Annotated in this window: 24 protein-coding genes; 5 read left to right on the plus strand and 19 right to left on the minus strand. The window is 47.0% G+C overall.

Features of this window, described 5'->3' with window-relative positions; genetic code table 11:
* Positions 1-173: 173 nt before the first annotated feature.
* Positions 174-1,367, plus strand: a complete 1,194-nt coding sequence (locus B4W65_RS15030) for a site-specific integrase (protein WP_088655995.1) — start codon at positions 174-176, stop codon at positions 1,365-1,367.
* Here the strand turns inward: B4W65_RS15030 and B4W65_RS15035 are convergent.
* From B4W65_RS15035 to B4W65_RS15120, 17 genes are all read right to left on the minus strand, one after another.
* Positions 1,338-1,910 (minus strand): hypothetical protein, encoded by a 573-nt coding sequence (locus B4W65_RS15035; protein WP_088655996.1) that lies wholly within the window; start codon positions 1,908-1,910, stop codon positions 1,338-1,340. The two genes, B4W65_RS15030 and B4W65_RS15035, sit on opposite strands and share 30 nt — an antisense overlap.
* A complete protein-coding gene (locus tag B4W65_RS15040; protein ID WP_146697807.1) occupies positions 1,907-2,314 on the minus strand; it encodes a hypothetical protein in 408 nt (135 codons plus the stop codon). The genes B4W65_RS15035 and B4W65_RS15040 overlap by 4 nt, the downstream gene beginning before the upstream one ends.
* A gap of 113 nt (positions 2,315-2,427) precedes the next feature.
* Positions 2,428-8,895 (minus strand): phage tail protein, encoded by a 6,468-nt coding sequence (locus B4W65_RS15045; protein WP_088655998.1) that lies wholly within the window; start codon positions 8,893-8,895, stop codon positions 2,428-2,430.
* Positions 8,880-9,524, minus strand: coding sequence for a phage tail family protein (locus B4W65_RS15050; RefSeq protein WP_088655999.1), 645 nt, complete (start codon positions 9,522-9,524; stop codon positions 8,880-8,882). Before B4W65_RS15050 ends, B4W65_RS15045 begins: the two co-directional genes overlap by 16 nt.
* Positions 9,525-9,535: 11 nt before the next feature.
* The gene (locus B4W65_RS15055) at positions 9,536-13,222 is read right to left on the minus strand and encodes a tape measure protein (protein ID WP_088656000.1); all 3,687 of its coding nucleotides are present in this window, start codon (positions 13,220-13,222) and stop codon (positions 9,536-9,538) included.
* A gap of 143 nt (positions 13,223-13,365) precedes the next feature.
* On the minus strand, positions 13,366-13,842 hold the full coding sequence (locus tag B4W65_RS15060) for a hypothetical protein (protein WP_146697808.1): 477 nt from the start codon (positions 13,840-13,842) through the stop codon (positions 13,366-13,368).
* Entirely contained in the window at positions 13,811-14,137 is a 327-nt protein-coding gene (locus B4W65_RS15065) for a hypothetical protein (RefSeq protein WP_088656002.1), read from the minus strand. Before B4W65_RS15065 ends, B4W65_RS15060 begins: the two co-directional genes overlap by 32 nt.
* Positions 14,134-14,775 carry an N-acetylmuramoyl-L-alanine amidase gene (locus B4W65_RS15070; RefSeq protein WP_088656003.1) on the minus strand — a complete coding sequence of 214 codons (642 nt, stop codon included), beginning with the start codon at positions 14,773-14,775 and terminating at the stop codon, positions 14,134-14,136. Before B4W65_RS15070 ends, B4W65_RS15065 begins: the two co-directional genes overlap by 4 nt.
* Complete coding sequence (locus tag B4W65_RS15075) at positions 14,772-15,293, minus strand: phage holin family protein (protein ID WP_158522865.1); 522 nt, start codon at positions 15,291-15,293, stop codon at positions 14,772-14,774. The genes B4W65_RS15070 and B4W65_RS15075 overlap by 4 nt, the downstream gene beginning before the upstream one ends.
* A 20-nt stretch (positions 15,294-15,313) precedes the next feature.
* A complete protein-coding gene (locus B4W65_RS15080; protein ID WP_088656005.1) occupies positions 15,314-15,694 on the minus strand; it encodes a hypothetical protein in 381 nt (126 codons plus the stop codon).
* Positions 15,695-15,748: 54 nt separating this feature from the next.
* The gene (locus B4W65_RS15085) at positions 15,749-16,138 is read right to left on the minus strand and encodes a phage tail tube protein (RefSeq protein WP_146697809.1); all 390 of its coding nucleotides are present in this window, start codon (positions 16,136-16,138) and stop codon (positions 15,749-15,751) included.
* Between the two features lie 110 nt (positions 16,139-16,248).
* Positions 16,249-16,623, minus strand: a complete 375-nt coding sequence (locus tag B4W65_RS15090) for a hypothetical protein (RefSeq protein ID WP_088656007.1) — start codon at positions 16,621-16,623, stop codon at positions 16,249-16,251.
* Complete coding sequence (locus B4W65_RS15095) at positions 16,620-17,132, minus strand: hypothetical protein (RefSeq protein ID WP_088656008.1); 513 nt, start codon at positions 17,130-17,132, stop codon at positions 16,620-16,622. The genes B4W65_RS15090 and B4W65_RS15095 overlap by 4 nt, the downstream gene beginning before the upstream one ends.
* A 301-nt stretch (positions 17,133-17,433) precedes the next feature.
* Positions 17,434-17,751 (minus strand): DUF6706 family protein, encoded by a 318-nt coding sequence (locus B4W65_RS15105; protein ID WP_088656010.1) that lies wholly within the window; start codon positions 17,749-17,751, stop codon positions 17,434-17,436.
* Between the two features lie 51 nt (positions 17,752-17,802).
* Positions 17,803-18,894: a major capsid protein gene (locus B4W65_RS15110; protein ID WP_088656011.1), complete on the minus strand. Its 1,092-nt coding sequence runs from the start codon at positions 18,892-18,894 to the stop codon at positions 17,803-17,805.
* Positions 18,895-18,912: 18 nt separating this feature from the next.
* Positions 18,913-19,500: a hypothetical protein gene (locus B4W65_RS15115; RefSeq protein WP_088656012.1), complete on the minus strand. Its 588-nt coding sequence runs from the start codon at positions 19,498-19,500 to the stop codon at positions 18,913-18,915.
* A 3-nt stretch (positions 19,501-19,503) separates the two neighbouring features.
* Complete coding sequence (locus B4W65_RS15120) at positions 19,504-20,181, minus strand: hypothetical protein (protein WP_088656013.1); 678 nt, start codon at positions 20,179-20,181, stop codon at positions 19,504-19,506.
* Between the two features lie 239 nt (positions 20,182-20,420).
* Here B4W65_RS15120 and B4W65_RS15125 point away from each other — a divergent pair, with 239 nt between their 5' ends.
* The 4 genes from B4W65_RS15125 to B4W65_RS15140 are packed head-to-tail and all read left to right on the plus strand — an operon-like array spanning position 20,421 to position 21,759.
* Complete coding sequence (locus tag B4W65_RS15125; RefSeq protein WP_088656014.1) at positions 20,421-20,756, plus strand: hypothetical protein; 336 nt, start codon at positions 20,421-20,423, stop codon at positions 20,754-20,756.
* A 42-nt stretch (positions 20,757-20,798) separates the two neighbouring features.
* Positions 20,799-21,254, plus strand: a complete 456-nt coding sequence (locus B4W65_RS15130) for a hypothetical protein (RefSeq protein WP_088656015.1) — start codon at positions 20,799-20,801, stop codon at positions 21,252-21,254.
* Positions 21,251-21,445 (plus strand): hypothetical protein, encoded by a 195-nt coding sequence (locus B4W65_RS15135; RefSeq protein ID WP_088656016.1) that lies wholly within the window; start codon positions 21,251-21,253, stop codon positions 21,443-21,445. The genes B4W65_RS15130 and B4W65_RS15135 overlap by 4 nt, the downstream gene beginning before the upstream one ends.
* Positions 21,442-21,759: a hypothetical protein gene (locus B4W65_RS15140; protein ID WP_088656017.1), complete on the plus strand. Its 318-nt coding sequence runs from the start codon at positions 21,442-21,444 to the stop codon at positions 21,757-21,759. Before B4W65_RS15135 ends, B4W65_RS15140 begins: the two co-directional genes overlap by 4 nt.
* A 48-nt stretch (positions 21,760-21,807) precedes the next feature.
* On the opposite strand, the gene B4W65_RS15145 is transcribed toward B4W65_RS15140, so the two are convergent.
* Positions 21,808-22,830: a structural protein gene (locus tag B4W65_RS15145; RefSeq protein WP_088656018.1), complete on the minus strand. Its 1,023-nt coding sequence runs from the start codon at positions 22,828-22,830 to the stop codon at positions 21,808-21,810.
* Positions 22,830-24,251 (minus strand): phage portal protein, encoded by a 1,422-nt coding sequence (locus tag B4W65_RS15150; RefSeq protein ID WP_088656019.1) that lies wholly within the window; start codon positions 24,249-24,251, stop codon positions 22,830-22,832. The genes B4W65_RS15145 and B4W65_RS15150 overlap by 1 nt, the downstream gene beginning before the upstream one ends.
* Between the last annotated feature and the right edge of the window lie 8 nt (positions 24,252-24,259).

Here is a 24,259-nt window from a genome sequence, read left to right on the forward strand (position 1 = left end):
TTAGTAGATGAGTGGACGGCGACAAGGGAACAACCTTTGTCGCCGTTCTTTTTCCCGCTATTTGCGGGGTGTAGGTGGATTGTTGATAAATAAACAGGTTGGTGGTTCTTGCTTTTTATGGTTGTTTTAGCCTATTTTGAACTACTGAATTTAGTTATTTCTTAGTTATTTTTATGGCAACTGCAAGGCTTGTTTTACGTCGCTCTACCAACAAGGAAGGTTTATACCCTATTGTTGTTTTAATCTCCCACAAGGGGACAAACACAGAGATAGCGACCAAGGTTGCGATTGAAAAGAAGTATTGGGACAATGGAAGGATAAAGAGGGGGTGCCCACAAGTTGATAACGTGAGGGAGGCAAACACGAAGCTGTCTATTAAGCTTAATGACGTTCATTACTTTTTGGATGTATTGGAAGAGAAAAGACGGCTGGATAGTATGACCGCAAAGCAGATATCTGATTTTGTGAAGAAAGGCGGGAAAGCGCATTCTGACCGGAGCTTCGTTGATTATTTTGAAGAGTACATACCTCAGATTGATAATGAGGGGACACGCGAAAAGTATGTTTACACCCTGAAGGTTTTAAAGAAGTATTCTCCAACTCTATTTCTTAGTGAAATAAATAAGCCTTGGTTGTATCGATTTAAAGAATGGAGAATGCAGCAAGTGACCCCAGCCACCGTGAACATGGATTTGAGAAACATTCGGGCATTGATAAACCGAGCTATTGACGTGGATGAGATAGTAGGGCAAGAAGTGTACCCGTTTCGGAAGTTCGAGTTTTGCAAATTAGAGCCACGTAATTTAAGGCTACCCGTAGAAACGATACAAGCGATAAGGGATATTGATTTGCCCCGCGAAACAGATAGGAACGCGCGCGATTTCTTTATGCTGTCGTTTTATTTTATAGGCATTAACAACGTAGACTTATTTAACCTTGAACCGATGGAAGGGGGCAGGGTTGAGTACGTGCGTAAAAAAACCTCAAAAAGGTATTCAATCAAAGTTGAGCCTGAAGCATTGGAGATAATAAATAGGCATAGGGGCAAACGGTCGTTTTTAGATTTTACAGAAAGATATTCCCGCCCCAACACGGTCAACAAAATGATAAACTACTATTTAAAACGAATTGGGGGCCTTGAAGAGATAAACGTCCCTGACCTTGTAATGTATCATGCCCGGCACAGCTGGGCCGGTATTGCAGCACGTAAACCCATAGGTGCAAGTAAACCGTTAATCGCACAGGCTTTAGGGCACGGGCGACTAACGGTTACTGATACTTATTTTGATTATGACACTGAGTTGGTTGATGACCTAAACAGGCGGGTGCTCGATCTGCTAAAAAATGATTCTCTTAATCTTGAATAGATAATATCGTTCTCTTGAATCGGTCAGGATTTCACCGCCATACATCCAGTTGTTTTTTATGGCCCCGGCTTCGGCCCCTACCAAACTCCCAGCCCCGCCTCCTATGTAGAACTGCCAGCGGTCTGGCTTATCTTTGTACTCGATTTCAGGATAAAAAACGGGGTACGGTTCGCGCACAGTACGCAACACATAAGAGGGCCGATACTCAATGTCCCGCCTTTCGATAATCCCCTTAACCCAATCCTTTATAATTAAGTGGGTGGTGTCGTTTACTATCGAGTCGATGTAAAGGTTGATATCCGGCTCAACTGGTTCAGGGGGTGGGAGGGGCCTGTCTCTGTAAATGGTTGTATCACGAAAGACGATACTGTCTTTGACAATTATCTCAGGTTTCAGATTTTTGATTGAATCCAAAACGGCTGTTGATACAAGCGTTTTTCCTGCGGGGACTGAGAATTGAGTGCAACGCTCCCCAACAAGGAAGCCAAACACGCATATCAGCAAGGCGACAATAAACGCCAAAATTGATTTTACTGTTTTCATACCTCTACAACTCCGCAGTCAACGAAGATTTTCAAGTAATCGTAATCGAGTTCCGGCAGGGCGTCGAATGGAATTTGCTTCAACTCAATATCGGCTTCATCTTCCAGAGTTTTTTCAAAGTCCAACTGCTTTTTCTGCTCCGCTTCCAGCACCTTCTTGTACTTCTTCTCTAACTCGGCAGCGGCCTCCTCAAACTCCTCCTGATCTTTAATGATGTTGGGAAAGCCATAATCATACTTGCGCTCTCCTGTGCCGTTTTGGCCAGCGTACAGAATAATGCTGCCAGCCTCGTCCAATTCGGCGTGCCTGCTTAACAACTCCCGCTTCTCGGCCAAAAAGGCGTCGTACTTCTCCGACGGCTTGCGCAGCTCATCCAGTCCCTTGATGTACTGGTCCAACTTCATTTCGGTTAGAATTAACGGCAGCTTGAACGCGTTGCTACCTTTTGTTTTTACGGCTGTAATAGCCTGCTTCAAAGTAAATGCTTGCTTGTTTTTCATAGTGTTGCTGTATTTGGTTAAACTACTTTAACAAATCCATTTGCATCTTTGTACAACGTGCCGGATGGTGTCCCCGACGGAACACTTGACCAGTACGGTATTGGCAGGCGGGCGCGTGTCTGGCTTATCTCCGCCCCAACGTTAAACGGGTAGCCTGTTTGCAGCACCCGAATCCTGCCATTTCGCGCCTCTATATTTCCATTCGGACCATCGAGTGCAAGGGTGGCTGTGCTGCCTTTAACTTCGATAGTCCCCTCCAGAATGTCGGTTTTGCGGGTGCTACCGCCGCCTAAAAAAATGCCCGCCGGGTCACTTGGTCCAGTTGTTTTTGGCGCGATATAAACAGGCGCATCCGTGTGTGCATAGCCACGTGTCCAAAGACCTTCAATAAGTTGGTATATGCCCCCTGTGGTCACGCCAAAATCAAAGCCTCCGATATGGTTTTCAGCACCGAAGGAAAACACCGTATTTCCAGACTTCTTCCCCTGGATCCCCCACGCGTGGGAGCCGTCGTGAAACATCTGCACATAGTTTCCACGCCACATCCCGTTATCCCCTGCCGATGCGTCCCACCCGTCGGGACCATTGTGCAATATAAAGCGCTTGCGCTCTCCATCCATCTCGATGCCTCCCTCATAACCAGCAGGGAAGGTGAGGTTTGGGTCTCTCTCGTCGTACATCTTGTTGTTTTTGTACAACCTATCATCGAATTGCCATCCCCCTATCTGGTTAGTACTGCCGAGTTGGAAAACACCAACTCCATTTTTTCGCCCAAACAGCCCCCAATCATTCGCATTTGTGTACCACATCTGTATGCGGGAGTCTGTAAACACGCTGCTATCCATCGACGTAGCGGAGACCATAAACCCAACGGTCGCCGCCTCTTTAAACATTGCTACCCGGCGTGACGAGTCTATCAATCTGCTCGCCTGTATGTCGAAGCCCCCAACCTTCCCCTTATCAAAATTAAGCGTCAGCCCCTCTACGTGCCCCGCTTTTATCCCCGCTGCTACGATGTCGGTAACTTCCAACAGGGCGGTTCTGACCTTGTTACCTGTTATAAGGGTTTCGTTTATGCTTTCAAGTTGTGCCAGCCCGAGAGTGTCTTCTACCCGTGTTGTGATGCTTGTTATCCCTGCTTCCACATCTTCGGGTGCGGGGGTCCAGTCGGTGGCACGGTTGCCGAGTTCAAGTTTAACGTGCCTATCTCCGTTAATTACTTGCAGGTAGCTCGAGTCTCCGCCAGCCATCCTAACGCCAATATCAAGCAGACCGGTTGAGTCAGTTGTAACCGTGCGAGGCTCACCGACAGCTACGCCATTGACCAATGAGCTCATCGGAGTCCCTGAAATGTCGAAAAACAGGTCGCATGCGCCGCTGGATTGCGTGTGTATATCCGTGGTGCTAAGCGTGTACTGTGTATTTGGCTTGCCCTGAAAAGTCCAGGTAACAAGAACATTTTGAATAGCTACAACATATTCGTTTTCAAAATCAGTTATTGCAAAGTAGTTCCTTCCCCCCACCTGCACGGCATCTACATCTGCCTTGGTGGCTGCGTTGCCGCCTGTAACGGTTATTTGACCTTTGATGTTTAGCTGCCCGTTTTCGTACTCCATGTATTGACCTGCCTTTGTCAAGTCGCCAACAAGCAGTTTACCAGTCAAAAAGCTGTTTTCGGAATACACACCCCACCCCTCTGCATTGGAGATGCCGTTAAGGTTTCCGCTTTGGTAGTGCAAGGTGTAGTTTTCGGGATTGTCAGGGCTGTTAATCCAAGTGCTCACCCTGCTGTAAGGGCTGCCTTGCTGGTCCAACACGGTGCGCTCAATAACCCCGCTGCCAGGCGTGCCGTAATCCAAAATCATAGAGCCGGCGTAAACCGTTTGCCCCGTAGCCCCTCCGCTGTTGACTATTATTGTGTAGCGCTGCACATTGGCGGTAGTGCTCACATAGCTGGTCACGGTTGCCCAGATGTTTTTAATCAATAACCCACCATTGGAGCGGTCGAACAATCGCAGCAAAAGCCTATCGCCAACCGCAAAAACTTGGAAGCCCGGAAAGCCCTCCAATTCCTCTACGTAGATTGTCGATGTCGCCCCGTCGGCGGTTGTTGCCCAGTTTTGCGCCAATTTAGCCACTGATTTTGTGAGTACATCGCTGCCCACAAGAGCCTGCGAAATGTCCGCCGTAAATGCCTTTGCCTGTAATTCGCCTGTAAAAATGTGCCGAAAGTCTGCCTGCCCCTGCGGTGTTACCCGCCAGCCTTGCATTTGTGACACGAAGTTGCTTGTGCCTGTATTGCCGCCAAAGGTGGCGGCCTGTGCTACCGATAACGCGTTTTGCAGGGTAGCGGCCTGTGCTACGGATAACGTGCCAGAAAGCGCAGCGTTAACGGCTGTGAGGTTGCCTGTGAAAAGGCCATTACCTGCAACGTGGAGGCGTTCGGTGGCAGTCTCAACCCCGATGCCTACACCGCCCTGCCTTATGGAAAATGTATTTGTTACAGCTGTATCCCCATCTGGCCTAAACAACCAAATTCCAGGCCCTCCGCTTTCGGGACTAACCACCCACGCATTATTGCCTGTGTCGCGCACACGAATTGACCCTGTGTACAGATTTCTGTTTACCCCCGAGCCTATGCGTAAATCATTATTAAAAGTCCACGCCCCCGTCACCACAGCGTCCTCCGTCTTCCGTGGATAATCCCCCGCCGCATAGCCGCCCAGCCGTGCAGCATTATAAGCCGTAGCACTATTTTCCACCCACGTTTTTAAAGCGTAATCCGTAGCGGGTAGGCCGCCAAGTTTCGGGTTGTAAGCCTCGGTAAACAGCCTGTCGCCCCCTGCCTTCCAGATGCCGTTAACGTCGTACACAAGCCTGCTCACCTCGCTGCTGGTGTCTTTGTCGTAAATCACCAACCCACTGTCAACCGTGGCCCCGTCCTGCTTCCTGTTTACCTGTATGCGGGCATCCTCCACCACAAGCTGCTGAGCCAGCCATTGGTTTACTTGGCCGTGGATAATCAGGTCTTTTACATTAAAATCCTGCGCCCCATCACCTGCAAGTTTAGCAAAGCGACCATCAGATGTCGTTTTGTCGTAGTAGTTTACTTTTTGAGCATAGCGGTTGTCTGAGTCCGTTTTATTGTAATAGGCCGATTGCAGGTCATTTATAAGCACATAGTTTGTTAAGTCTGCCGTGATTGTGTTGATGTCATTTGCCGTTGCAACTTCATAGCCATTATGCATCCAAATGCCTGCCGAGCGAATAAAGGCCCCAGAGTCCTCCCCGTCAATTCTAAAATAGCGATTTGTGGCCCAAACAGTCTGAAATCCACTTGTTGTAAGCTCGGTAACCCCAACAGATGGATAAAACGAAGACAGCGCGCCCATTGAGTGCTTATAGTCAATCGCCCAATCTGTTTTTGTCTCCCAGTAGTATTTCCACAGGTAGTCATTTGACCATCTCTGGTAAGTCAAGTCCCCTTGCAAATTCACGTCCAGCTTCCAGTAAGCATATATGCAATCCTGACTTGAAAATGCGGTCTTAATTGTAATAGGGTAGAAGTCATTACCGGTTCGCTTGTCGGACCTCTCTATTGTTACAGCAGGTGCCGCTTTCGTACCGAGTACTTTAGTTACACCCCCGGCAGTAACTCCGTACAAAGTTGCCACAGCCGAAACCTTCAGGGCTGCTTGCAGCTTATATGTTTCTCCATTTGCAGACCCTCCGGAATGATACACGTTAAAAAGGTATCGCAAATCAACTGAATAGTTTTTACCTGCCTCAATCGATATCCTATTACCCCCTGTCGGCACATTTACACTCGTCAACCCCTTTGCCGATGTACTTCTGCCCATATAAATAGGGGGTAAATTTACGCCACCCGTAGCCCTGGTCTGAACAGAAGTTAAGCTTGTGGTAAGTTCATTAGAGTTGACGGTTGTGCGATAGGTGCCAGATGTCCCCCCGGCCAACAACAAGTAAGGGGTTAGGCTCCCAGCCTTCATATTTACAGACGAAACCCCGAAACCTTCAGCCTTGTTTTCAATCGCAATCTCATACTCCGAAGGGTTGATGTAAATACCTTTCCCTTCCTCATTCTCGCTTTTCAGAACGGTGTCAACCTCAAAGGCCCCAACGCGACCTTTCTCTAAATTGAAATTGGTCGCGTTTATTTCTTCTGCAAACAACCCGGTAACATCAATCCTCGACGCGTCAATGGTCCCCGCCTTAATCCTGCCCCCGTCAATCTCTGCTTCATTTAAAACCCACTCATAAACACCCACAGAGACCTCAGTATAAACATACTCTTCGATACCGTCTGTAAGTATTTTTGCCCAAATGTCGTCTACGTGTTTTTGCTTTTCCTCCAAAGTCGTCCACGAAACGGAAGGGTCAGTCCCTTGTGTATATCGGCTGTTTTTTGTGTTAACTACATTCTCAACTAACTGACCATTCGTAAATGTGAAAGCCCCCCTTATCTCACCAGTCTGAAGGTTTATCATTATCCCTGACTGGTCGTTTTGAATAATGCCGGTTGTGATATTGTTCCCGGAAAGTAACGTATAGCCGTAAACAGTTGTAAGTGTGCGTGCATTGTCCTTTACAGACGAAATTATCCCGACGGGGAAATGATAATAACCCGGCACATCATCAACGCCTATCTTGGTTAACGATACTGTAAATACCGCCCCTGTATTCACCTTTGAACACTGGGCATATAGATAGTATGCTCCGCTGTTTGACAGGGCAACATCAAAGGCTCCAATATTCCAAATGCTGCCAGCGTCGCCCTCAAAGGCATCGTGCGCCAACACTCCGGCGGTCGCCCCAAAAGAATCTGGGTTGCCGCCCTTGTTCACCTCAAAGAACGAATCAACTTGAAATTGACCTTCAGGGCTTCCAATTAAAGCGACTTCGGCCCTCAATGTATCAACCATCCCGGCAACTTCTTCCACATCCCTCCAGTTCCTCCTACTTCGTGCAGGGTCAAATAGCTTACTCTGCCTTGCTGCTTTCTTGGTTTCAAGTGTGTCAGCAAGTAACAGCTCTATGCGGGTAGGTTCAATAACATCGGACAATGCAACCTGATAAACCCACGGGTCAATTACATCTCTTGTAAAGGTCTTTACCCGGACTTCTTTGTCAACACCAATTTTGGAATCTTTGATATACAAATAGTCCCCAGCATCCAAAAAGTTCACCTCGAACCCGGGGCCTGAAAACATAGACTTTAAGAAAAACCGGTCAAGCTCAAGGGCGTACTCCACACGCGGCTGGTCGTTCTGACTTAAGTATTCTTGTGCCCGCGCCAACAGTTCGGCCTCAGCTGCCTGTATGTAAGAATCCGGCATAATAATGTCCAGAATCACATACTTGTCACCTGTCTTTATTTGAAATGCTGCGCTGTCAGGGTTGGGGAATTGAAGCCCTCTTTCATCTTTGAAGGGCTTCAATTTGAATGTCTTTGTTGAATGATTATAAGCAGTTAGCTCAAATTCATAACCGGCCAGCGCACCAGTATTGAAATGAATCTTTGCAGACTGTCCAGCAATCAGCCACTTTGTTCCATTACTGTCAGTTTCAGCCAAATCAAAGTCCATTGATGAATCCGTGAACTCCAATATGTCACTTGCATTGATGGCCGATACAGTACCTTCACGGTGCGGGAAAATGTCTTCAAATATCTTTGACCCTTCGATAACCCCGAACGATGCAACAGAAGGGCTGTCAATGTATGATTCTGTATTTGCTGCAATCCTTAACCGCAAAGCGTTATCCCGGTACCCGGCCTTTACATTTCTATCTGAGCCCTCAACGTATAACCTTGTTACGATGTTCTTTGAATCTACATTGGTGCGGGTTAAAGAGTAAAGCCCTTTGCCTTTCCCGTATTCAAGGTTTAGGGGTAGGGTGTCCCCAACAGCCCCAAGGTTTATTGTTTTAACCCCTCCGATTGTCTTTATCTCGTATTCAAGCCCGAACTCAGAGCACACCCTGTTCAGAGCAAGCAGACAGTTTTCCGAGGTGAAAGAAAGGGTTTTGGCATCGGTGGCAGGGAAGGAACCAATGGCCCAAACGCCCTGCCCAAATGCCCGTTCAAGATTGTATTGTAATACAGTCAAAAAGGCCTCCGCTGTGCCGGTTAAAGGGAAGTCACTGGTAGGGTTAAAGCCGGAATAATCAGCGCTGCGATAAACCACTTTTGTCAGCTCGTAGTTTACCCCTTCAAAAACCAGGTTGTACTCAAAGGTATTTTCGCCAATCCTTTGAGGTTCTCCAAGCGTGTTTAAAGTGTACTTTCGCCCAAAGACTTCAATCCAGTCCCCGATAAGGAAGTTGATATAACCAACGCTTTGAACGGTCATTGCAACCGTATCTTCACCCATCAAAGTACGGGTCTGAACCGCGCTTGTAATCTTTGAGTTTTCGGAAGGTAAATTGTAGTTACTGTTGTCTGCTCTTGTTACAATGAGTTCCATACCAGCGTTGCATTTGTTGTTATAGCGCTAATTTCGTCAATCACACCTGAGATTACCGGGTAAAAGGTTCCAGCATTCGTATAATCGTGAGAAAGTGCAATATTTTCCCCGCGCCCCGTCGTGCTGGTCCCGTCACCCCATTGTATTGTGACAAGCTTTTCAGAAGTTAAAGTAAATGATACTTGCATTGACCCGGTTGCGGCTGTATAGCTATACACTTTCTTTATTGGGTCAGGCTCAATTAGTGTCAGCGTAAACTGCCCGATATTAACGCCACCCCTCCAAACCTTCTTGACGGAGACAGCACCCTGCCGATAAACATCGTAAACAAGCGGCTTGACTTCTCCGGTGTCAACCATCAATCTATGTAATCCGGGCTTTGATAGCTCATTGAAAAACTCGGTAAGCTTTTGAACAGAATCCGACTTACTGATTGCAGTCGCAAAGCATTCCAGCGTTATTTCACGCGACCGGTATCGTGGGGCCGACAAATCGACCTGCTGACCGTGGTAGTCTGGCCAGTCCAATGCAACAGGCTCTTTTAGCTCCAAAGCATCTAAAAAGCCTCTGCTGTCAGATACATAAACCCCGTATTGTGCAAAATCAACACCATTCAAATAGTATTTCATGTCAGTCTTTTTTAGAATCCTTTTGCTTTCAAATCACTCCCAGCGCTGCGCATCGCTTTTATATCCGCATGAATACCCTCCAGATACCTGTTGTACGAAGTGTTCGCGGCTATTTCGGCCCAGTACCTTGCTGATTCATTCATAAGTCTGAGGCTTTCGGCTTGGTTAATTCTTATAGCGTTCATTTGCCCGGCCAGAATGGAGGCGGTCTCTTCACTTACCCCCTTTATAGCACCTGACAAAGAAGCATCTGCGGGCCCTGCTGAGAACCCATCAAACCCAGCCTCCTGCATCGCTTTGTCAAAGTCTTTCATCAAATCAATGGCCCCGCCAAAAGCCGGCCCAACGTTCTCTGAAAATCTCATAATGTCATCCATCCAGCTACCATCTCCACCATCCATACTTGACTGCATTTCACTTTGAAGCTTATCAAAGTAGGATTGGAAATAAGGAGTGATAATCTCTTTCATAAAAAGAGATTGCAGAACATCGTTTACCACATCCTTGAAGTCCATCGCTGCGTCGCTGCCATTTTTAAAGGCGTTGACCAATGTCGATTCGAGGCTGGCCCCCAAGTCTCCTGCCACATCCTTAATGATACCTTTCATTTCCTCCATGGCGGCAGCGTATTCCTCTGCTGCGGCTTTGGCGTTTTGAACCATACTCTTTGTTCCCTCGTCGGTAATGTAACCCATCTCGTCCATCAGCGAAAAGAAATCTGCCCACTCTTCGCTGCTCATTTTCGCAATGTCGGCAGACGTTTTGCCCATCGCTGCGAAGGTGTCGTTGAAGGCATCTTTAAGCTGCCCCAATGCGTTCCCTTCGGCTTTCCGGTCAGCATACCCCCCAAAGATTCCGGCAGGGTCAAGCAATGACCCTAATATATCTTTGAATGATTTGTTTTGCAGACCTACATTCATCTGACCGAAAAGTAAGTCTTGCCAGCCTTCACCAGCATAGTCGGACATATAGTCACCCAATATCTGGCCAATGCCAAAGGAGTAATCGTCCGTTTTGGTGCCGAACAGCCGACGATCTGCGCTCCCTTCAGCTGTGAAAACAGCATTCTGCATCAATGTCCCAAGCGCCTCATCCATCTGCTTTTTTGAATCTCCCATTACATCTAAGGCCGATTCGTACTGCTTTTTGAAATTCGGGTCAAGAAAGGCACTCTGGTACAATTCCTGTTTGGCCCTTTCCCGTCTTAAAGAGTTTATCTCTGCCTCCATGTCCAGCTGGCTGGCCAGGGATTTGTTGAGCGCCATTTGCGCATTTACTTCCTCGTTCTGCCAGCCCTGCCGTATTTTCGCTAATTCACCCCCTGCGGTGATTGCAAGGGAGATAATCCCTGACACTTTTTGAAAGCCCGAAGCGTTACTGTCATTCAAGGTGCCGATTACATTCCCAACACCCCCAATCAAATCCGCAACCTTCATAAGAGAGCCCCCCAGATCAGCATCAATCTCTGAAACGGCCCTTGCAACGTCATGTGCTGCGTAGGCTGAATCAATAAGATTATCTGCCAATTCGATATTCATTGAGGTTTTGGTGATATCCCGGATAATGGAGTAAATCTTTTCATACCTCTGAACAGCGGCCTCCAATGCTTTTGTGTCTGCCGGCCCGGGGGTAATGGCCTCAACTGGACTTAGGCGGGGTTTGCCCTTTATCGGCTCCGGGCGGTCGTCTATAAGGTCAACGTTTGCTTTTGCAGCGGCCAAATAAATGGCCGTGGTGGCCTCTACGTTGTTGCGGGAATCCCTTAACAGACCTTCCAGATATTCTTTGTAAGTGTCCCCATCTTTGATGAGTTCGGAATAATATCCTTTAACAGCGGCCCTGTCTTCATCTCTGGCAGCCCTTACAGCGTCATTGTATTCGTCGTAGGCTTTTTTACGCTCGTCAAGTTGCTTTTTGAAGTCCTCCAATTTAAAGCCCTCAATTTCGCCATCTTCAGTATCAGTACCTTTCTTTTTTGAACTGTCATCTGACAATCCCAGTTGCTTTAGATAGGCATCATAAGCAGAGCTAAGTTCTTCGGTGGCTTTGCGCTCGTCCTGTCTGGCATCAATTACCGTCTGCATCGACTGAAATAGACCCTTATAGGCATTGTTCCCCTTGACGCCTAACAAGTCAATTTCGGCCCCAGCATCTTTAAACACTTGTGCAAAAGCATCTCCAAATCCGACCCTGTTCTTTATGTTAGTTTCCGACCAGTCACGCATCATTTTGTCCAACTCTGCGGCAACCTGCCCACCTATTTCGGCCGGGACATCGTTAAGAGCAAATAATTGCTTCAGCGCTTGAGAAAATGCGTTTTCGCTTTTTGCGATGTCCTCCCTAAATGTTTCCAGATCTGCCTGCTGTGCCTTGAATGCAATCGAACGAGCCAGCTCTTGGGTGGCCCTCTTTTGTGCCTCTTCGATATCTTCCAAGGTAGATTTCTCAGTCAACAGATTATCCAGATAAGGGCCATACTTTGAATTGATTTGGTCAATGGCCAACTTCCTTGCATCGGTGCCAGAGGTTGTGCTCTTTAATGCCTTGAAGTTTGCATCCAATATCTTTGTCTGGTCTTCCAAGTCCCGACTAAATTCAGCGCTCACCCCTGAGGCCTGCTCTGTTTTCCCTGTAAATAACACAATCCCTGCGACCAACGCGGCAACTCCGGCAGCGGCCAGCCCCAAAGGATTCATTTTTGTAGCAAGGTTAAAGGCTATCTGTGCATCTTTGGCCGTTTTTATCCCCTTAGCAAGGCTGAACCATGCAGATATGGCCCCAGATATGTTTCGGGCTTTCTCTGCCATGTGCAAGAGTACAACAGCTCCTTTATAGGCCCCATAAGTAACCACGATAGCTTTGAGTACATCCAAAACAGTTTCGTAATTATCAACCATGGAATTGAGGGCGCTTATTCCACCATAAAGCACTCCTTCGCTGTTCTGCCCCATCTCGTTCAACATCCTGTCCCAAGCATCCCCTAAATTGGAGATACGGCCAGTAAGTGAGGCAGACTGTTTTTCCATCAAATTGTAGAACATCCCGCCCTCGTCGGTCATATTCCGGATAGCCTTTTGCAGCTCAGGGAAACCGATTTTCCCTTGCTCGGCCATTTTGTAAATCTCTTTATCCGTCGCGCCTACGACTTTAGCCAGCTCTGAAATGATAGGAATGCCACGTTCAGCAAACTGGTTCAGTTCTTCGGCCTGCATTTTGCCTTTTGCCGAAACTTTACCATACGCCTGAATAAGGTCGGTAACGGGCACCGATGCCCCGGCAGCTAAGTCCCCAAGCCTGCGGAGGCTGTCACCCACCTGGTCGGCCGGCTCCTTAAAAGCAAGCAACCTTTTTGCCCCCTGCCCAAGCTCTGTAAGTGAAAACGGGGTGTTTGCAGCCAGCTCCACAACTTCACCCATCAACTTGTCCGCTTCCGCTTTGCTGCCCAGCATCGTAGTTAAAGCAATATCCAGCTGCTGAAACTCACCCCGCACCTGTATCATTTGGTCAACAAACCCTTTGGCCGCTGTGATAGAGAAATACCCGGCCATTGCAGCGCCTATGCGCTTAAATGTCGCGTCCATTTCAGCGCCCTGCTGTTTGGCTTGCTTGGTGAAGCCGTCGAGGCGGTGGTTTACATCTCTGAGCTCCCTCTTCAACTGGTCAGCGTCCAGCGTTGCTTCAAAATATAAATTGGCCATTGCTTATCGTTTTGCGTATTTGGCAAAAAGGTCCCTTTCTAAATCTCCAGACTTCACCTCTTTGGCTTCGTCCTTTTTATCGTAATCATACCACGGCAAATCTGCCATCATAAGATTTAAGTTCTGCCAGCTGATACCCCACATCAGGTAGTCGTAGCTGAACCCGAAGGTTTTTGCGGCCCCTGCGATTGTTCCCCAGATTGATTTTCCGCCTCTTGACTTGTCGTCAACAGATTTAGACCGCCTATCAATCTGGTAGTGAAAAAAAAATCCTCAACGCTCATCTGTTTTGCCACCACAAGAGCGATAGAGTGCAACTCTTTTGCAGTCAGCCGGTACCTGAGCCACCACGAGAATAAGCCCACAAACTGAAGCTTAAAGCGGGAATTAAGAAACGCGCACGCCACAACCCGGCAAAGTGCGTCGGTGTTCTTTTTATTTTTAAGCACGCTGGCCACTGCGTCGTCAGAATCTATTGATTTGAGTGTTTCGGCGTACTCTGAGATTTTGATAATGGTCCCCAGCTTCAAAGGCTTAACCGAAAAGGCCCATTCTTTTCCCAGCCACTTAATGCCCACCTTTGCCCCTTTATTCAATAGTGTATTTGATGCTTGTTTCATATTCTGCGGTTTCGTCTGATTGTCGTAATAGCTTTGCGAATGTGTCCACAAACTTTTCATTCTTCGATAAATCACGCTCACCCATAGTGTCAAGTATCATGTGAACTTTTTCATGATAGAATGTGTCCATAATCTTGCCCTCGCTTAAAGGCTTCAATTCGTGTGCGTCTGCCAGCGTGATTTTTGAAAAAGAGTATTCTGCCAGCCCGTAACACTCCATATCTTGCATTCGATTGTTGTCAAAAACCACTTCTATTGGTGTGGCAAACAGTTTGAACGATTTAGGGATTCTCATTTTACACGTATTTCAGGGGTGAAATTACCAGCTCCAAAATGGGCGCATATTTGAGTGATTGCATACAACAGGCTTTCGGCGTACCTCTTCATAAATGATTTTGATTTTAAGAGCTTCAAGTCTTCCTCGTTGCTCATAAAGCCGAACTCTACCAGTACACCATGATAAGCCGGTTTCACCTTGTCAGTCCCCACTAATACGGCAAAGTTGGCTTCCCTTTCCAATCGGTCCGGCCACTCTTTGCGCCATGGCATTTCCGGAAAGTCTTTGATAAGGTTTTCGGCGATAATATTGGCTATCTCTTTGGATTCTTTGGTGGCCGTCCTCCTGCTTACATAAATCTCTGAGCCCCGGGCCTTGAAAATCCGGTCGTGTGCGTTGTGATGCAGGGAGATAAACACGGGGACCTCATATCCGTCGCCGGCTTCATTGGCTCTTTTCACCCTCTCATTAAAGCCCGGTTCTGTCGTTTCCTCAACAGTAACTGCACAAGGGATTCCAAGTTTCTCAAGTCCTTTTGATAGCTTTTCAATCGTGGATTGACTTGCCTGCCATTCCTTGAACTTCCCGTCCAAAGATTCCTTCCCGGCAACACCTTCCCCGTGGGCACGGTCAAGTATGATTATCACCTTTTTCATTTCTCAATCTTTTTTTTGAGTGTGTCTTGCACTATCAGAAAAATACTTGTTATGAGTCCAAGCACCTTGAACTCGTGTCCAAGGCGCTTGAAATTCTCATCAACTGATTTAAGTTCCCACATAAGAATGTGGACAAGGATGTAAAAGTGTATAGCAATGAGCGGGACTTCCATCCAGTCAAATCCATTTGCAGCTAACTCTTTCCTGAGCGATAGCGAAACAGATAAAACCATCAGGTAAGAACCAAATTTGAACACCCAGCCCAAACCCTTTTTCGATATGAACTGTAACCCCTCCTTTTTTGATGCCCTCAGCCCGGTAATGTAGTCAGTTATCATTATCGTGAATAGTAGCAAAAACAGCCCCCCGGAGATGCCAAGGATTGACACTGAAAAAGTGCTAACCATTGTCAAAAGGGTAGAGGCTATCACACCATAAAAGGATGCTATCTTTACTTTCATGTCGGAAAAATCAAATAGTCGGGTGAGGAATGCCAGATGTTCCATTACTTCTTTCATTTTATACCTTGAAGGGTGTTTTACTTTTTGTAGATGCCTAACACTTTTAACAACCATTCATAGAATCCCGTATCATAGACCCCATTAGCTGCTAAACTTGCAAAAAAGCCTATCGCCAGCGCGTTCCACCACAACAGTCCATCCAAGAATCCAAGGTTTAGCCACCATCCAAACATCGTAACAGCGACACCCGTGACCCATGAGATGATTTGAATTACCGTTTTGCTATCCGGCTTCAACAGGGTTTTTACTGCTTCCACAACCAGAGGAATCGCAGCTGCAAGGGCGGCAAAGCTGGCAAACAAGCTTTCGGGGTTAATCGGCAGGCCGTCGGCTGCAAAGAGTGGGATTGCTACAAAAAGGGCCAGAACGGCCATTATGTACTTAACAAACTTTTTCATGATAATTGGTGTTGAATGATTAGAAATAGCCCGGCAAAAACGCCGGGCTGATAATTACACTGGGAACACAACAGAGAAAGGAGCTCCACCGTCGCCCGGGTCCAGGGCGGTAGCCGTCACCTCAATCTGAAGCATATCTTCACGGCCAACAGTCCCGTCAATTCGGGCCATAACGTTCGCTCTGGGGATTTGGATTTTTGAGCCGTTGTCGGTTTCAATCTCCAAAGCCAGCTTTAACAAGGTGCTCTTATTGGGAGCCTCCCAAGTGGTCGCTACGGTTGTGCCATCGCCTCCTTTTACTTTCTCAAGCATTGCCGGGGAGAGGTCGTAGGCTCTCCAGGTCACTTCCAGTTTTGAGCTCTCTGTGATAGCCTGCTCAACAGGGGCATCCTGTTCCTCAACGTTGAAGTCCTGAACGGTAGCTTCAGTTTCGGAAAGGGTCATTGACCCCCTCACAGTTTGAGCGAAAGCGTCCAAAACGGCAGGCATAGTGGCGTCTCCTGTGGGAGTGCCAAACTTGACTGATTTCAGTCCAAATACATACTTTGCCATAATTATTCCTCAATTAGATTACACAATAATCTGAAGTTCAGATAGTGAAATTTGATAGCGCTATCTGCCTCTATCCCCTCACTTTCGAGGTACAGATATGCGTTGTTGATTATGATTTTTTCAAGGATGGGAGCGTATTGTCCAGCTAATACGTTCAGCCGGGCAGTGTTCGGCAGGCTTGCACCGTCTGCCACCAGCAGGTCTTTTGCATAGATGTTCACATTCATATAGCACCGCTTCAACACTGAGCCGGTCAAGGGTAAAGCATTGATAACAACACACTCTCCGCTCTCCGCCGGCTTCACCAGCTTATGAACAGGTAGGCCCTGACCATTTAGAGCCGAATACACTGAATTTATAGCGTTGAATATTGTCATAATGCGGAGCTTTGCCCTGTGAAACTCTGGTCAAAATCTAAACTCAACCCTTTCTTACCTGCCTTCCGGGCGAACTTCTGGAGCCTATCAGACAGGTCAACAATGAGGTTTAAGTTCTGAGATGAAATAACATTGTAACCCATGGATTCCAGATGTGAAGCGTACTCCATCCCTGCAACACCTACAATTGAATAGCCTTGTTTCCCTACGCTGGATAGCACAGCCCTTGCAGCACTCACCCCCTTTGAGGTGCCTGTCAGATTCTCAGTTACCACCTCCCCGTCTCGGAGGATAAAATAACCAATCGAGCTGCGAAGGTTCGCGGTCTGGTCAGTATAGTCCCCCTTTGGGAAAGCCCCTGAGTTGATATCAATGCCCATTCTGGCATCTCTTACAAACTCTTCACCTACCCGCTGGAGAATAGCCAAAACGCCGCGTTCGATGTTTATGAGTTCGGCATTTACCTCCCTCTCTATATCTGAATACTTGAATTTTGGCTTTATACCCATAACCTTGAATTTAACTGCCCGTTGGTATGCCTCTTTATCAGTCCCGATATTTCCCGATCTCCTAATAGAATCTCAACAGTGCTGTTCCTCGGTACCTCGACCTCCATGCGTGGAAAAAACACATTCCAGGCAAATGATATTTCCTGCCCGTCCTCTCCCTGTATGGTGGTCCCGGTCCCATTTGGTTCAGCTCTGCATTCACCCTCCCAAATAATAGTTGGTTCACCTTGCACCCAATCTCCGTTCTGGTCCTTGACCGTTTCGGCCGGCTTCGTTATTTTGCCGATATGTGGGTACTGTATTACCATGGTGAAATGCCCTCCACTTTTGGCTGGGTGTCGCTCAATGGGCCAGTTTCGCCATATTTAACGTAAATGCTGTTTGCAACTCGGATGAAGTTCGACTTATCAGTTATTGAGAGCTGATAGCCTCCCTCGGTAACATTCACTCCGGTGGCAAGCACTACGTAAACATCGGCCATCGCAAGGTCAAACTCTTTAGACTTCCCTGCATAATCTCGCTGGGGGTCTAACCCCCGGTCCATAAGCGCAGTTAAGTAAGTGTTATCGCTTAGCGGATAGCCTGCGATTTTTCCCTTTAAAGCTTCCAGATTGGTCATGTCGGTTGGTAGTTAAAAGGGGTGAGGTGTAGAAGCCTCACCCCTTTGTTTTTAAGCGCGCTTATTAGCGGTGTCGATGATCAGCATTCCGGGCACGTTTTTGGGTACCAAGAAAGAGTTGAGTTCGTACTCAAACAGGCGGTAATCCTCAGCGACCTTGTACTTCAGCAGTACGTTGTCGTTTTTGGCATAGGTCACACCAGCAACCGGCATTTTCTCTTCGTTGGCATAAGTGTAGTAGCTGTCGCCAAATTCCTCACCGTTGTGAAGAACTACACGGTCATCCTTGAAGGGGAAAACAACACTTCCGCTTGCGATTTGAACACCGTAGTCAACCAGTTCAATGGTTGGCAGGCCGGTGGCCTCAAACACGTTGTTCACCATCTCAGGGGTGATCGTGTTCACGGGGTTCACGTTGTAAGTCGCGCTGCCTTTCTCGATTTTCAACCCGAAGGTGCCGGCAACCTCAGTAGATGTAATCATCTTGTTGAAGGTTGAACGGGTCATCTTCATCTTTGAGAACACGCGGCCTTTGGCTTTCTGCTCGTCAAGAATGGTTCTCAGGTCAGTCAAAGGTTTACTGTCAGCGTTGGCCAGGGCCCATGCTTTGGTAATAACCTTGTCCTTTGGAATAGGGAAAGCTACCTGGAAGGGAACGCCTTGAGGGTTGTCGGCAGCGGCAACGGTTACGGTGCCATTCGACAGAATCTCCCCTGCCCACATATCCATCCTTCGATGGGGGGCAAGCATCAGGGCCTGAACATCCGGGAACAGTTCGTTGAAAAGGGCCTGCCCATCTTCAACACGGCCGGACTTCATAGCCTCTTCCAATTCCAAGAACCGGCGCATCTCTTTTAAGTCCAGTTGAAACCCATCTTTCAAAGAAGCGATGCTTCCAAGGAAGGTTTGACCGGTAGGTCTCTCCCTACGGGGAGCTCTGGCACCGTAATCAACAACAGAACCTGCTGTCACTCGTGCGCCCTCAGCCATCAGACCTTCAAAGGTCAGATTGGCGGTGTATTTCCACTTAAACCAGCGCTTCCACTGAATCATACCGTCCAAAGATTTGGCGGTATTGTCAATCAGCGCTTGGAAGGGCTTGGCTTTTGCGAAAACGTCTAAGATAAATTGCTGTTTAGCCATTACTTACAGATTTTAAGATTAAACAAAATGGAATCTGGAAGTAAGACTTTCCTTATTGTAGGAGGTCACTCCAAAAGGAAGGTTTGCTTCTTGGATCTCGTAGATCTGCAAACCAATGTTTAGAGTGGTCTGCTCTTCCAGGTAGGCATCGTGAATGAGAATGCCGTTTGCGACATTCGCTTCAGCTCCGGTGTCGGCTCCAGCTGCGGCGCTTTCAAAGAGAACATCTCCAACGGCCAACGCCCCGAGAGTAGTCCCAACAGTGATTACATCGTAGGCATCCGCAGAAGCATCAATTGCGGTAATCGCATAGGATGTTCCACCCTCTGCTTTGGCAACAACGTCTCCCACTTTCAAAAGGTGGCTTTTGCCTACCTTAATCTCAACAGCAGCTGCACCGGCAGCTTCGTGAACGACAGCGGTTTTTACAACCACGGCTTTGCGGGTGGCAAAGTCAGCTGCAATCAAAGACCCCTTGGGTAAGAAGTCTATCCCTGCCGGCAGATTGTCTTTGTCAAGAGTGAATCCACCAGTAGCTTTATAGACCGACTCCTCGGGCCACAAAACTTTATTTACAGGGTCCTTTCCTGTGATTTTAAACTGCATAGTTTACTTTTTTTCGGTTAAAGAATCTCCCCACTTATCCATTTGCTTGATGAAGCTTTCGTCATCACCAGCAAAGCCGTTGGCAGGGGAATAGTTGCCTTTGGCAATTTCCTCGTTAATCAAATCTTGACGGAAAGCGGTGTACTCGGAGGCAACCCGCTCGACTTCACCTTCAAGATTCTCTGATTCGAGGTTCACCCGGCTTGCAAATAGGCTCATGTGCTTTTCGGACACCCCTTTTGCTTTGAGTTGTGCCTGGATTGCAGCCTGTCTTTCGGCCATGGTGGTTTTCTTTGTGACTGACTCAACTGTCCCTTTTAAGGTAGTTACAGAATCTATCAATCCTTTTGCCCAGGCGGGCACATCGTCGCCCCCTTGTGGTCCGGCTGGAGGGTTGGCCGGTGGGCTCGGCTGGCTGATTGGTTTACCGTTTTCGTCCAATCCGTGCTTTTCGCGGAAATTCTTAAGGGCCGTAGAAGTGGCCTCAGTCACACGCCGGTCTGTTTCGGATTGAAGGATTTCGGTAAATGCAGTCACAAGAGGCTGGACCCCTGCAATGGCGGTTTCAAGCTGTGACTCTTCGGTTACAGTTTGGCTTAAATGTTCGGCCACCCTGTCAAGTACTTTGGTCTGAGTTCCGCTAAATCGAGCCCTCAGCATTTCAAAGATTTTTTGTTTCATAGCACGTGCGTTTTAAATTGCTTTTCTTATAAAGCAACAATTTACCGACAGCGCTATGGGCAGCAAAAAAATAAGGGCCAGCAGGTTGCACAATAAAAAAAATGTAACATGCGGCAACTTTATTTCTCGTTTTGTTTGTCGTTCTGACAACTTTTTATATCTTTGTTATGTGTCCAACGGGACACTAATAGTTTAAATCTTTAAAGTTGGAGTCACCAATTAAAAAACTGTTTTTGACTATGAAAGTCTTTGAAATTTTGAAAGTCGCCGAAGCCAACAAGGAAGGCTTCACGGTAGAGGTTGAAACCTTAAAGCACGTAACCGCCGGAATTGTGGTTGCATACCTAGAAACTCAGAACAGTTTCGACAGTGAAGGATTAAAGCGGTGCATCGAACACGCTGCAAAGCATGAAGGTTACATCGGGGGTTGGTTAAATGAGGAAAATGGAAAGTATTACTTTGATTCAGTAAGGATCTTTCCAGTTGACCAGCTAAAAGAAGCGATTGAGTTTGGAAGGGCAAACGAACAGATATCAATTTTTGACCTTACAAACATTAAAGAAATTCGATTGTAGAACTTTACAAAGGAGGGGTGAAAATCCCCTCCAAATTAAAATATGAAAGGGATTGAAAAATTAACCCACATTACAGAGGACCAGCGGAAGCTGTTAATTCTATCTGCAAAGCAGTACAAGAGATTTGCCCGTATTTACTTTGAGGTTTTGGAAGTAACGCCCGATTCAGTGAGCGTAAAAATTAAGCAACTTGAAGGTCCAACAGAAAAGTATCTTTCTGCAAAGGATTTAACTCAGAGGGCGTTGGATGTCTTTGCCGGAATGATTCCCGTTGACTGGAAATTCAACATAATGGCCGTACCTTTCAAATTCCTTCAGGTGGTTGACGTCGATTACATCAACAGCAAGAAAGATGCACTGGGGCTGACAGATGTCGATTTGTCCAGACTCTTAGATGTCCGGCCTGAGAATCTGAGCAAAATCCTTTCCGATAATCGGGGGTTGACCAAATTAGGGAAAGCGGCTTTTTATTATTTGTTTAAATACTTAGAGCAATGAAAACCTACCTACTCAACCAATACGAACGCCAATTCGTAAGGGAGTATAACATCGATGTTCAGCAAGGCAGAAAACGTTATAAACCCCTGTTTATGTCGAGGTTTGAAATGGCACAAGCAAAGCGAAATTTCGGAAGGGATATTGAGCCTTATCTTAAACCGATTGTTGAATTTTTAAATAGAGTATTATGAAAACACCTAAGGCTAAAATCGATTTGTCGGACATATTATCAAAGCAAGAAGCAGGTGCGGTTCTTGCAAGCGCTATAATAAAAGAGCGAATTGCTTTTGAGAAAGAACTATGCAGACTCTCTGTATTAACAGGGCAGAATTTTAATAACTCTCAGGAAATTGAGGACTTTATAAAAGAGGTAAGAGTGATTTCTGTAACAAAAGGGTTCTACCCAGATAAAAGTGCGATAGTGTCTATTTTATGTCACTACATTGCGAATGGCCTGACCTTAAAACAATCGATGGACAGGTACATAGCATACAGAATCTTTTAAACACAAAAAGCCCGAAGGTAATCCCTCCGGGCTTTTAAATTCCAATTATTACAACAAGCCCTTAGCAACTTGCTTGTTATCAGTCAGGAAATACGGTGTACTTTTCCATCCTTTTATGGCTTCTTTGTTTTCGGTCACCCAGTTTTTAAACCCTGTTGGAACGTCGGTAATTTTACGAGTGCTTTCAATGGGCTGGCCGTCTAACATTGCGTCAAATTCGTCTTCGGTTGAGAACAGTGGGATAGCTCTACATCTGCAATTAGGGTGCCAACCAACGAACTTGAAGTCTTTAGGATATTTGCCGGCCATAGACCCGCAGATGTCACACCCATAAGGGTTATTTGACCGGATTACTTCAATGCCAACAATGAAGTCCATTTGATTCCACCTCTCATGGTCGGCAGCTCGATAGGCCATGTTCGTTTCGGTTCTGGTCAGCCGAAGTGCGTTTTTATACGAAGACCTGTAAACACCCTGCCCCGGGTGGTAGGCTTCGGCATTCTTGCTCAGGGCCAGTTGTCCGTGCTGGTTTCTCACTCTTCGAAAAAGCTTGTCCGGCTCATTAAGATAGGGACGGATGTCCTGACTTAACCTTGCGGCAGATTTGCCCTCTCTTATCCCCAGGTCGATCGACATTTCAAGCTCCTGCCTGAATTGCGTCATACCCTTCCAGACCCGATCACTCAGATTCATTCCTTTTACAACTCTTTCCCGGAATGCTTTTTGCGCTGACACATTACGTAGGTTGAAAGACCTTGCTGCACTCTTTGACAGCCTGGTCCCCTTTACAAAGTCCTCAACCATCGCATCGTTTTTAAGATTGGCGTATTCCCACTCTTCGTCAATGCCCGTTTGGATGGTGCCGATTATGTCTTTGGCCAGCTCACTGATTATTTTGTTCGCTCTGCCTCTTAGAGCCGCATAGTCTTTGAATCGGAACATCTTATCGGAGACTTTTACCCCAACAGCAAGGGCGGCAGCTTGCTTTATTGCACGGTCGTACAATCGCTTTATCGCTAACTCGTAGCCGGCAATTCTCCGGTAGTGTTCGTTTTCAAGCTGTCGCGACATTAGAACTCAAAGGTTTGGCGGGTGGATGCTGCTTTGTCTTCCTCTTCCAAGTACTCAATTTCCCTGTCCACATCAACAACAAAGGAATTGTTCGCCATTGCGGTGCGCTGGCTCATCACTGGCCGGCCCCCGGTGGCTGTTGTAAGAGTTTCAATGTCCTCTTTCTCGTTGCGTGGCATGTAGGGCCTAAATACCGGCTCAATTTCAAGACCTCTTGAATATTGTTCTAAAGAGATGTTAGCGATTACGCACATCCTTTTTAGCAGGTTGATGCGGCGCTGGAACATTTCACCGAGGACCTCTATTTTGTTCTCAACCTTCATGTGTGCATCGAGAAACATAAGCTTCAAAGCTACCCCGGAAAGATTTCCGAGGCCCTTCATTTGTGAAAATGAGATGTTCGGAGTCTGAGTTGACGTGTGGATGAGTTCGATAAGTGTTTCGATCTCCAATTTGATTGCGTCGGGGGCGCTATCCCATGATAGGTATTGAGCTGTTGACCCCTTTTCGCCTTGAAGGACTTTCCCCTGTTCGCCTTTGGCAGCAAACCCTGTAACAGCCCCCTGGACAAACACCATTGGGGACCCGAAATAGTCATTCGTGTCTCCAAAATTTGACAGGAGGGTTTCAAGTCGGTCAATCATCACCTGAACCTTGTACCATTCTGGATAAGGTTGAGAATAGTAAATAACAGGTATTTTTTTTAACAGGTTGGCTTCGTTCGTTACGATGCTGGTCCCGTCGTCCGTTTTTTCAAGCAGTACATGCTTTTCGTTTGTCCACACCTCCAGCGTTTCGACTTCGACCTCTCCACCTTCGACAACCCTTGTTGCTGTATATTCCCGGGCAAACATTACAAGGTCACCGTATTCGTTGAATTTGGGGATAAGGTTGTTTCCTTCCGACACCTTTAGGAGTTTGATTTTTGGCCTGAGCTTAATACCTTCCTTTTCCCAATACTCTTCATCAGCAGTAAAATACCAAAGCTCAGCAACTTCAGTTTCCGAAAATAGGGCTCTGGCCAGCTCCCTGTCTTTGTATTTTAGTTTGTTGTCATCCCAAACCTTTTGCACCATCCACCTTAATTCAGTTTCGCCACCCTCTTCCGCATCCGCTTTGAGCTCAACAGGGAACCCCAATGTGAACCCTATCGCCCTGTTGACAATAAGTTCCTGCATCGGGATTGCAATACGGTTGACAGATTGAGTTGATTCTACGACGCGATCTGAGCCGTCGGCGTTCTTCCCGTCCACCTTCCTGACTGTCTTGTCAGGCCTTACAGATAGGTCAAAAACAGAATGCTGGTCAGGGTCCAACTGTTTTAATATGTCGTCAAGTTCGACTTTTCGCTCTGGTTTGGTGGTGAGAACGTCCCAGGCGTCGTCTAATTCGAGGGAAAGTATAGCTTGCAAATCGTCCATGGCGCTTT

This window comes from Geofilum rhodophaeum, assembly GCF_002210225.1.
Taxonomy (GTDB): domain Bacteria; phylum Bacteroidota; class Bacteroidia; order Bacteroidales; family Marinilabiliaceae; genus Geofilum; species Geofilum rhodophaeum.

What these genes read in the sequence shown, in the direction of transcription:
- B4W65_RS15105 (WP_088656010.1), bottom strand. Translation starts at nt 17,751, where the DNA reads ATGACCAATCTGGAAGCTTTAAAGGGAAAAATCGCAGGCTATCCGCTA.
- B4W65_RS15040 (WP_146697807.1), bottom strand. Translation starts at nt 2,314, where the DNA reads ATGAAGTTGGACCAGTACATCAAGGGACTGGATGAGCTGCGCAAGCCG.
- B4W65_RS15145 (WP_088656018.1), bottom strand. Translation starts at nt 22,830, where the DNA reads ATGTCGCGACAGCTTGAAAACGAACACTACCGGAGAATTGCCGGCTAC.
- B4W65_RS15070 (WP_088656003.1), bottom strand. Translation starts at nt 14,775, where the DNA reads ATGAAAAAGGTGATAATCATACTTGACCGTGCCCACGGGGAAGGTGTT.
- B4W65_RS15085 (WP_146697809.1), bottom strand. Translation starts at nt 16,138, where the DNA reads ATGACCCTTTCCGAAACTGAAGCTACCGTTCAGGACTTCAACGTTGAG.
- B4W65_RS15120 (WP_088656013.1), bottom strand. Translation starts at nt 20,181, where the DNA reads ATGAAACAAAAAATCTTTGAAATGCTGAGGGCTCGATTTAGCGGAACT.
- B4W65_RS15055 (WP_088656000.1), bottom strand. Translation starts at nt 13,222, where the DNA reads ATGGCCAATTTATATTTTGAAGCAACGCTGGACGCTGACCAGTTGAAG.
- B4W65_RS15115 (WP_088656012.1), bottom strand. Translation starts at nt 19,500, where the DNA reads ATGCAGTTTAAAATCACAGGAAAGGACCCTGTAAATAAAGTTTTGTGG.
- B4W65_RS15125 (WP_088656014.1), top strand. Translation starts at nt 20,421, where the DNA reads ATGAAAGTCTTTGAAATTTTGAAAGTCGCCGAAGCCAACAAGGAAGGC.
- B4W65_RS15035 (WP_088655996.1), bottom strand. Translation starts at nt 1,910, where the DNA reads ATGAAAACAGTAAAATCAATTTTGGCGTTTATTGTCGCCTTGCTGATA.
- B4W65_RS15090 (WP_088656007.1), bottom strand. Translation starts at nt 16,623, where the DNA reads ATGACAATATTCAACGCTATAAATTCAGTGTATTCGGCTCTAAATGGT.
- B4W65_RS15075 (WP_158522865.1), bottom strand. Translation starts at nt 15,293, where the DNA reads ATGAAAGAAGTAATGGAACATCTGGCATTCCTCACCCGACTATTTGAT.
- B4W65_RS15095 (WP_088656008.1), bottom strand. Translation starts at nt 17,132, where the DNA reads ATGGGTATAAAGCCAAAATTCAAGTATTCAGATATAGAGAGGGAGGTA.
- B4W65_RS15050 (WP_088655999.1), bottom strand. Translation starts at nt 9,524, where the DNA reads ATGAAATACTATTTGAATGGTGTTGATTTTGCACAATACGGGGTTTAT.
- B4W65_RS15065 (WP_088656002.1), bottom strand. Translation starts at nt 14,137, where the DNA reads ATGAGAATCCCTAAATCGTTCAAACTGTTTGCCACACCAATAGAAGTG.
- B4W65_RS15045 (WP_088655998.1), bottom strand. Translation starts at nt 8,895, where the DNA reads ATGGAACTCATTGTAACAAGAGCAGACAACAGTAACTACAATTTACCT.
- B4W65_RS15130 (WP_088656015.1), top strand. Translation starts at nt 20,799, where the DNA reads ATGAAAGGGATTGAAAAATTAACCCACATTACAGAGGACCAGCGGAAG.
- B4W65_RS15080 (WP_088656005.1), bottom strand. Translation starts at nt 15,694, where the DNA reads ATGAAAAAGTTTGTTAAGTACATAATGGCCGTTCTGGCCCTTTTTGTA.
- B4W65_RS15135 (WP_088656016.1), top strand. Translation starts at nt 21,251, where the DNA reads ATGAAAACCTACCTACTCAACCAATACGAACGCCAATTCGTAAGGGAG.
- B4W65_RS15030 (WP_088655995.1), top strand. Translation starts at nt 174, where the DNA reads ATGGCAACTGCAAGGCTTGTTTTACGTCGCTCTACCAACAAGGAAGGT.
- B4W65_RS15140 (WP_088656017.1), top strand. Translation starts at nt 21,442, where the DNA reads ATGAAAACACCTAAGGCTAAAATCGATTTGTCGGACATATTATCAAAG.
- B4W65_RS15060 (WP_146697808.1), bottom strand. Translation starts at nt 13,842, where the DNA reads ATGAAACAAGCATCAAATACACTATTGAATAAAGGGGCAAAGGTGGGC.
- B4W65_RS15110 (WP_088656011.1), bottom strand. Translation starts at nt 18,894, where the DNA reads ATGGCTAAACAGCAATTTATCTTAGACGTTTTCGCAAAAGCCAAGCCC.
- B4W65_RS15150 (WP_088656019.1), bottom strand. Translation starts at nt 24,251, where the DNA reads ATGGACGATTTGCAAGCTATACTTTCCCTCGAATTAGACGACGCCTGG.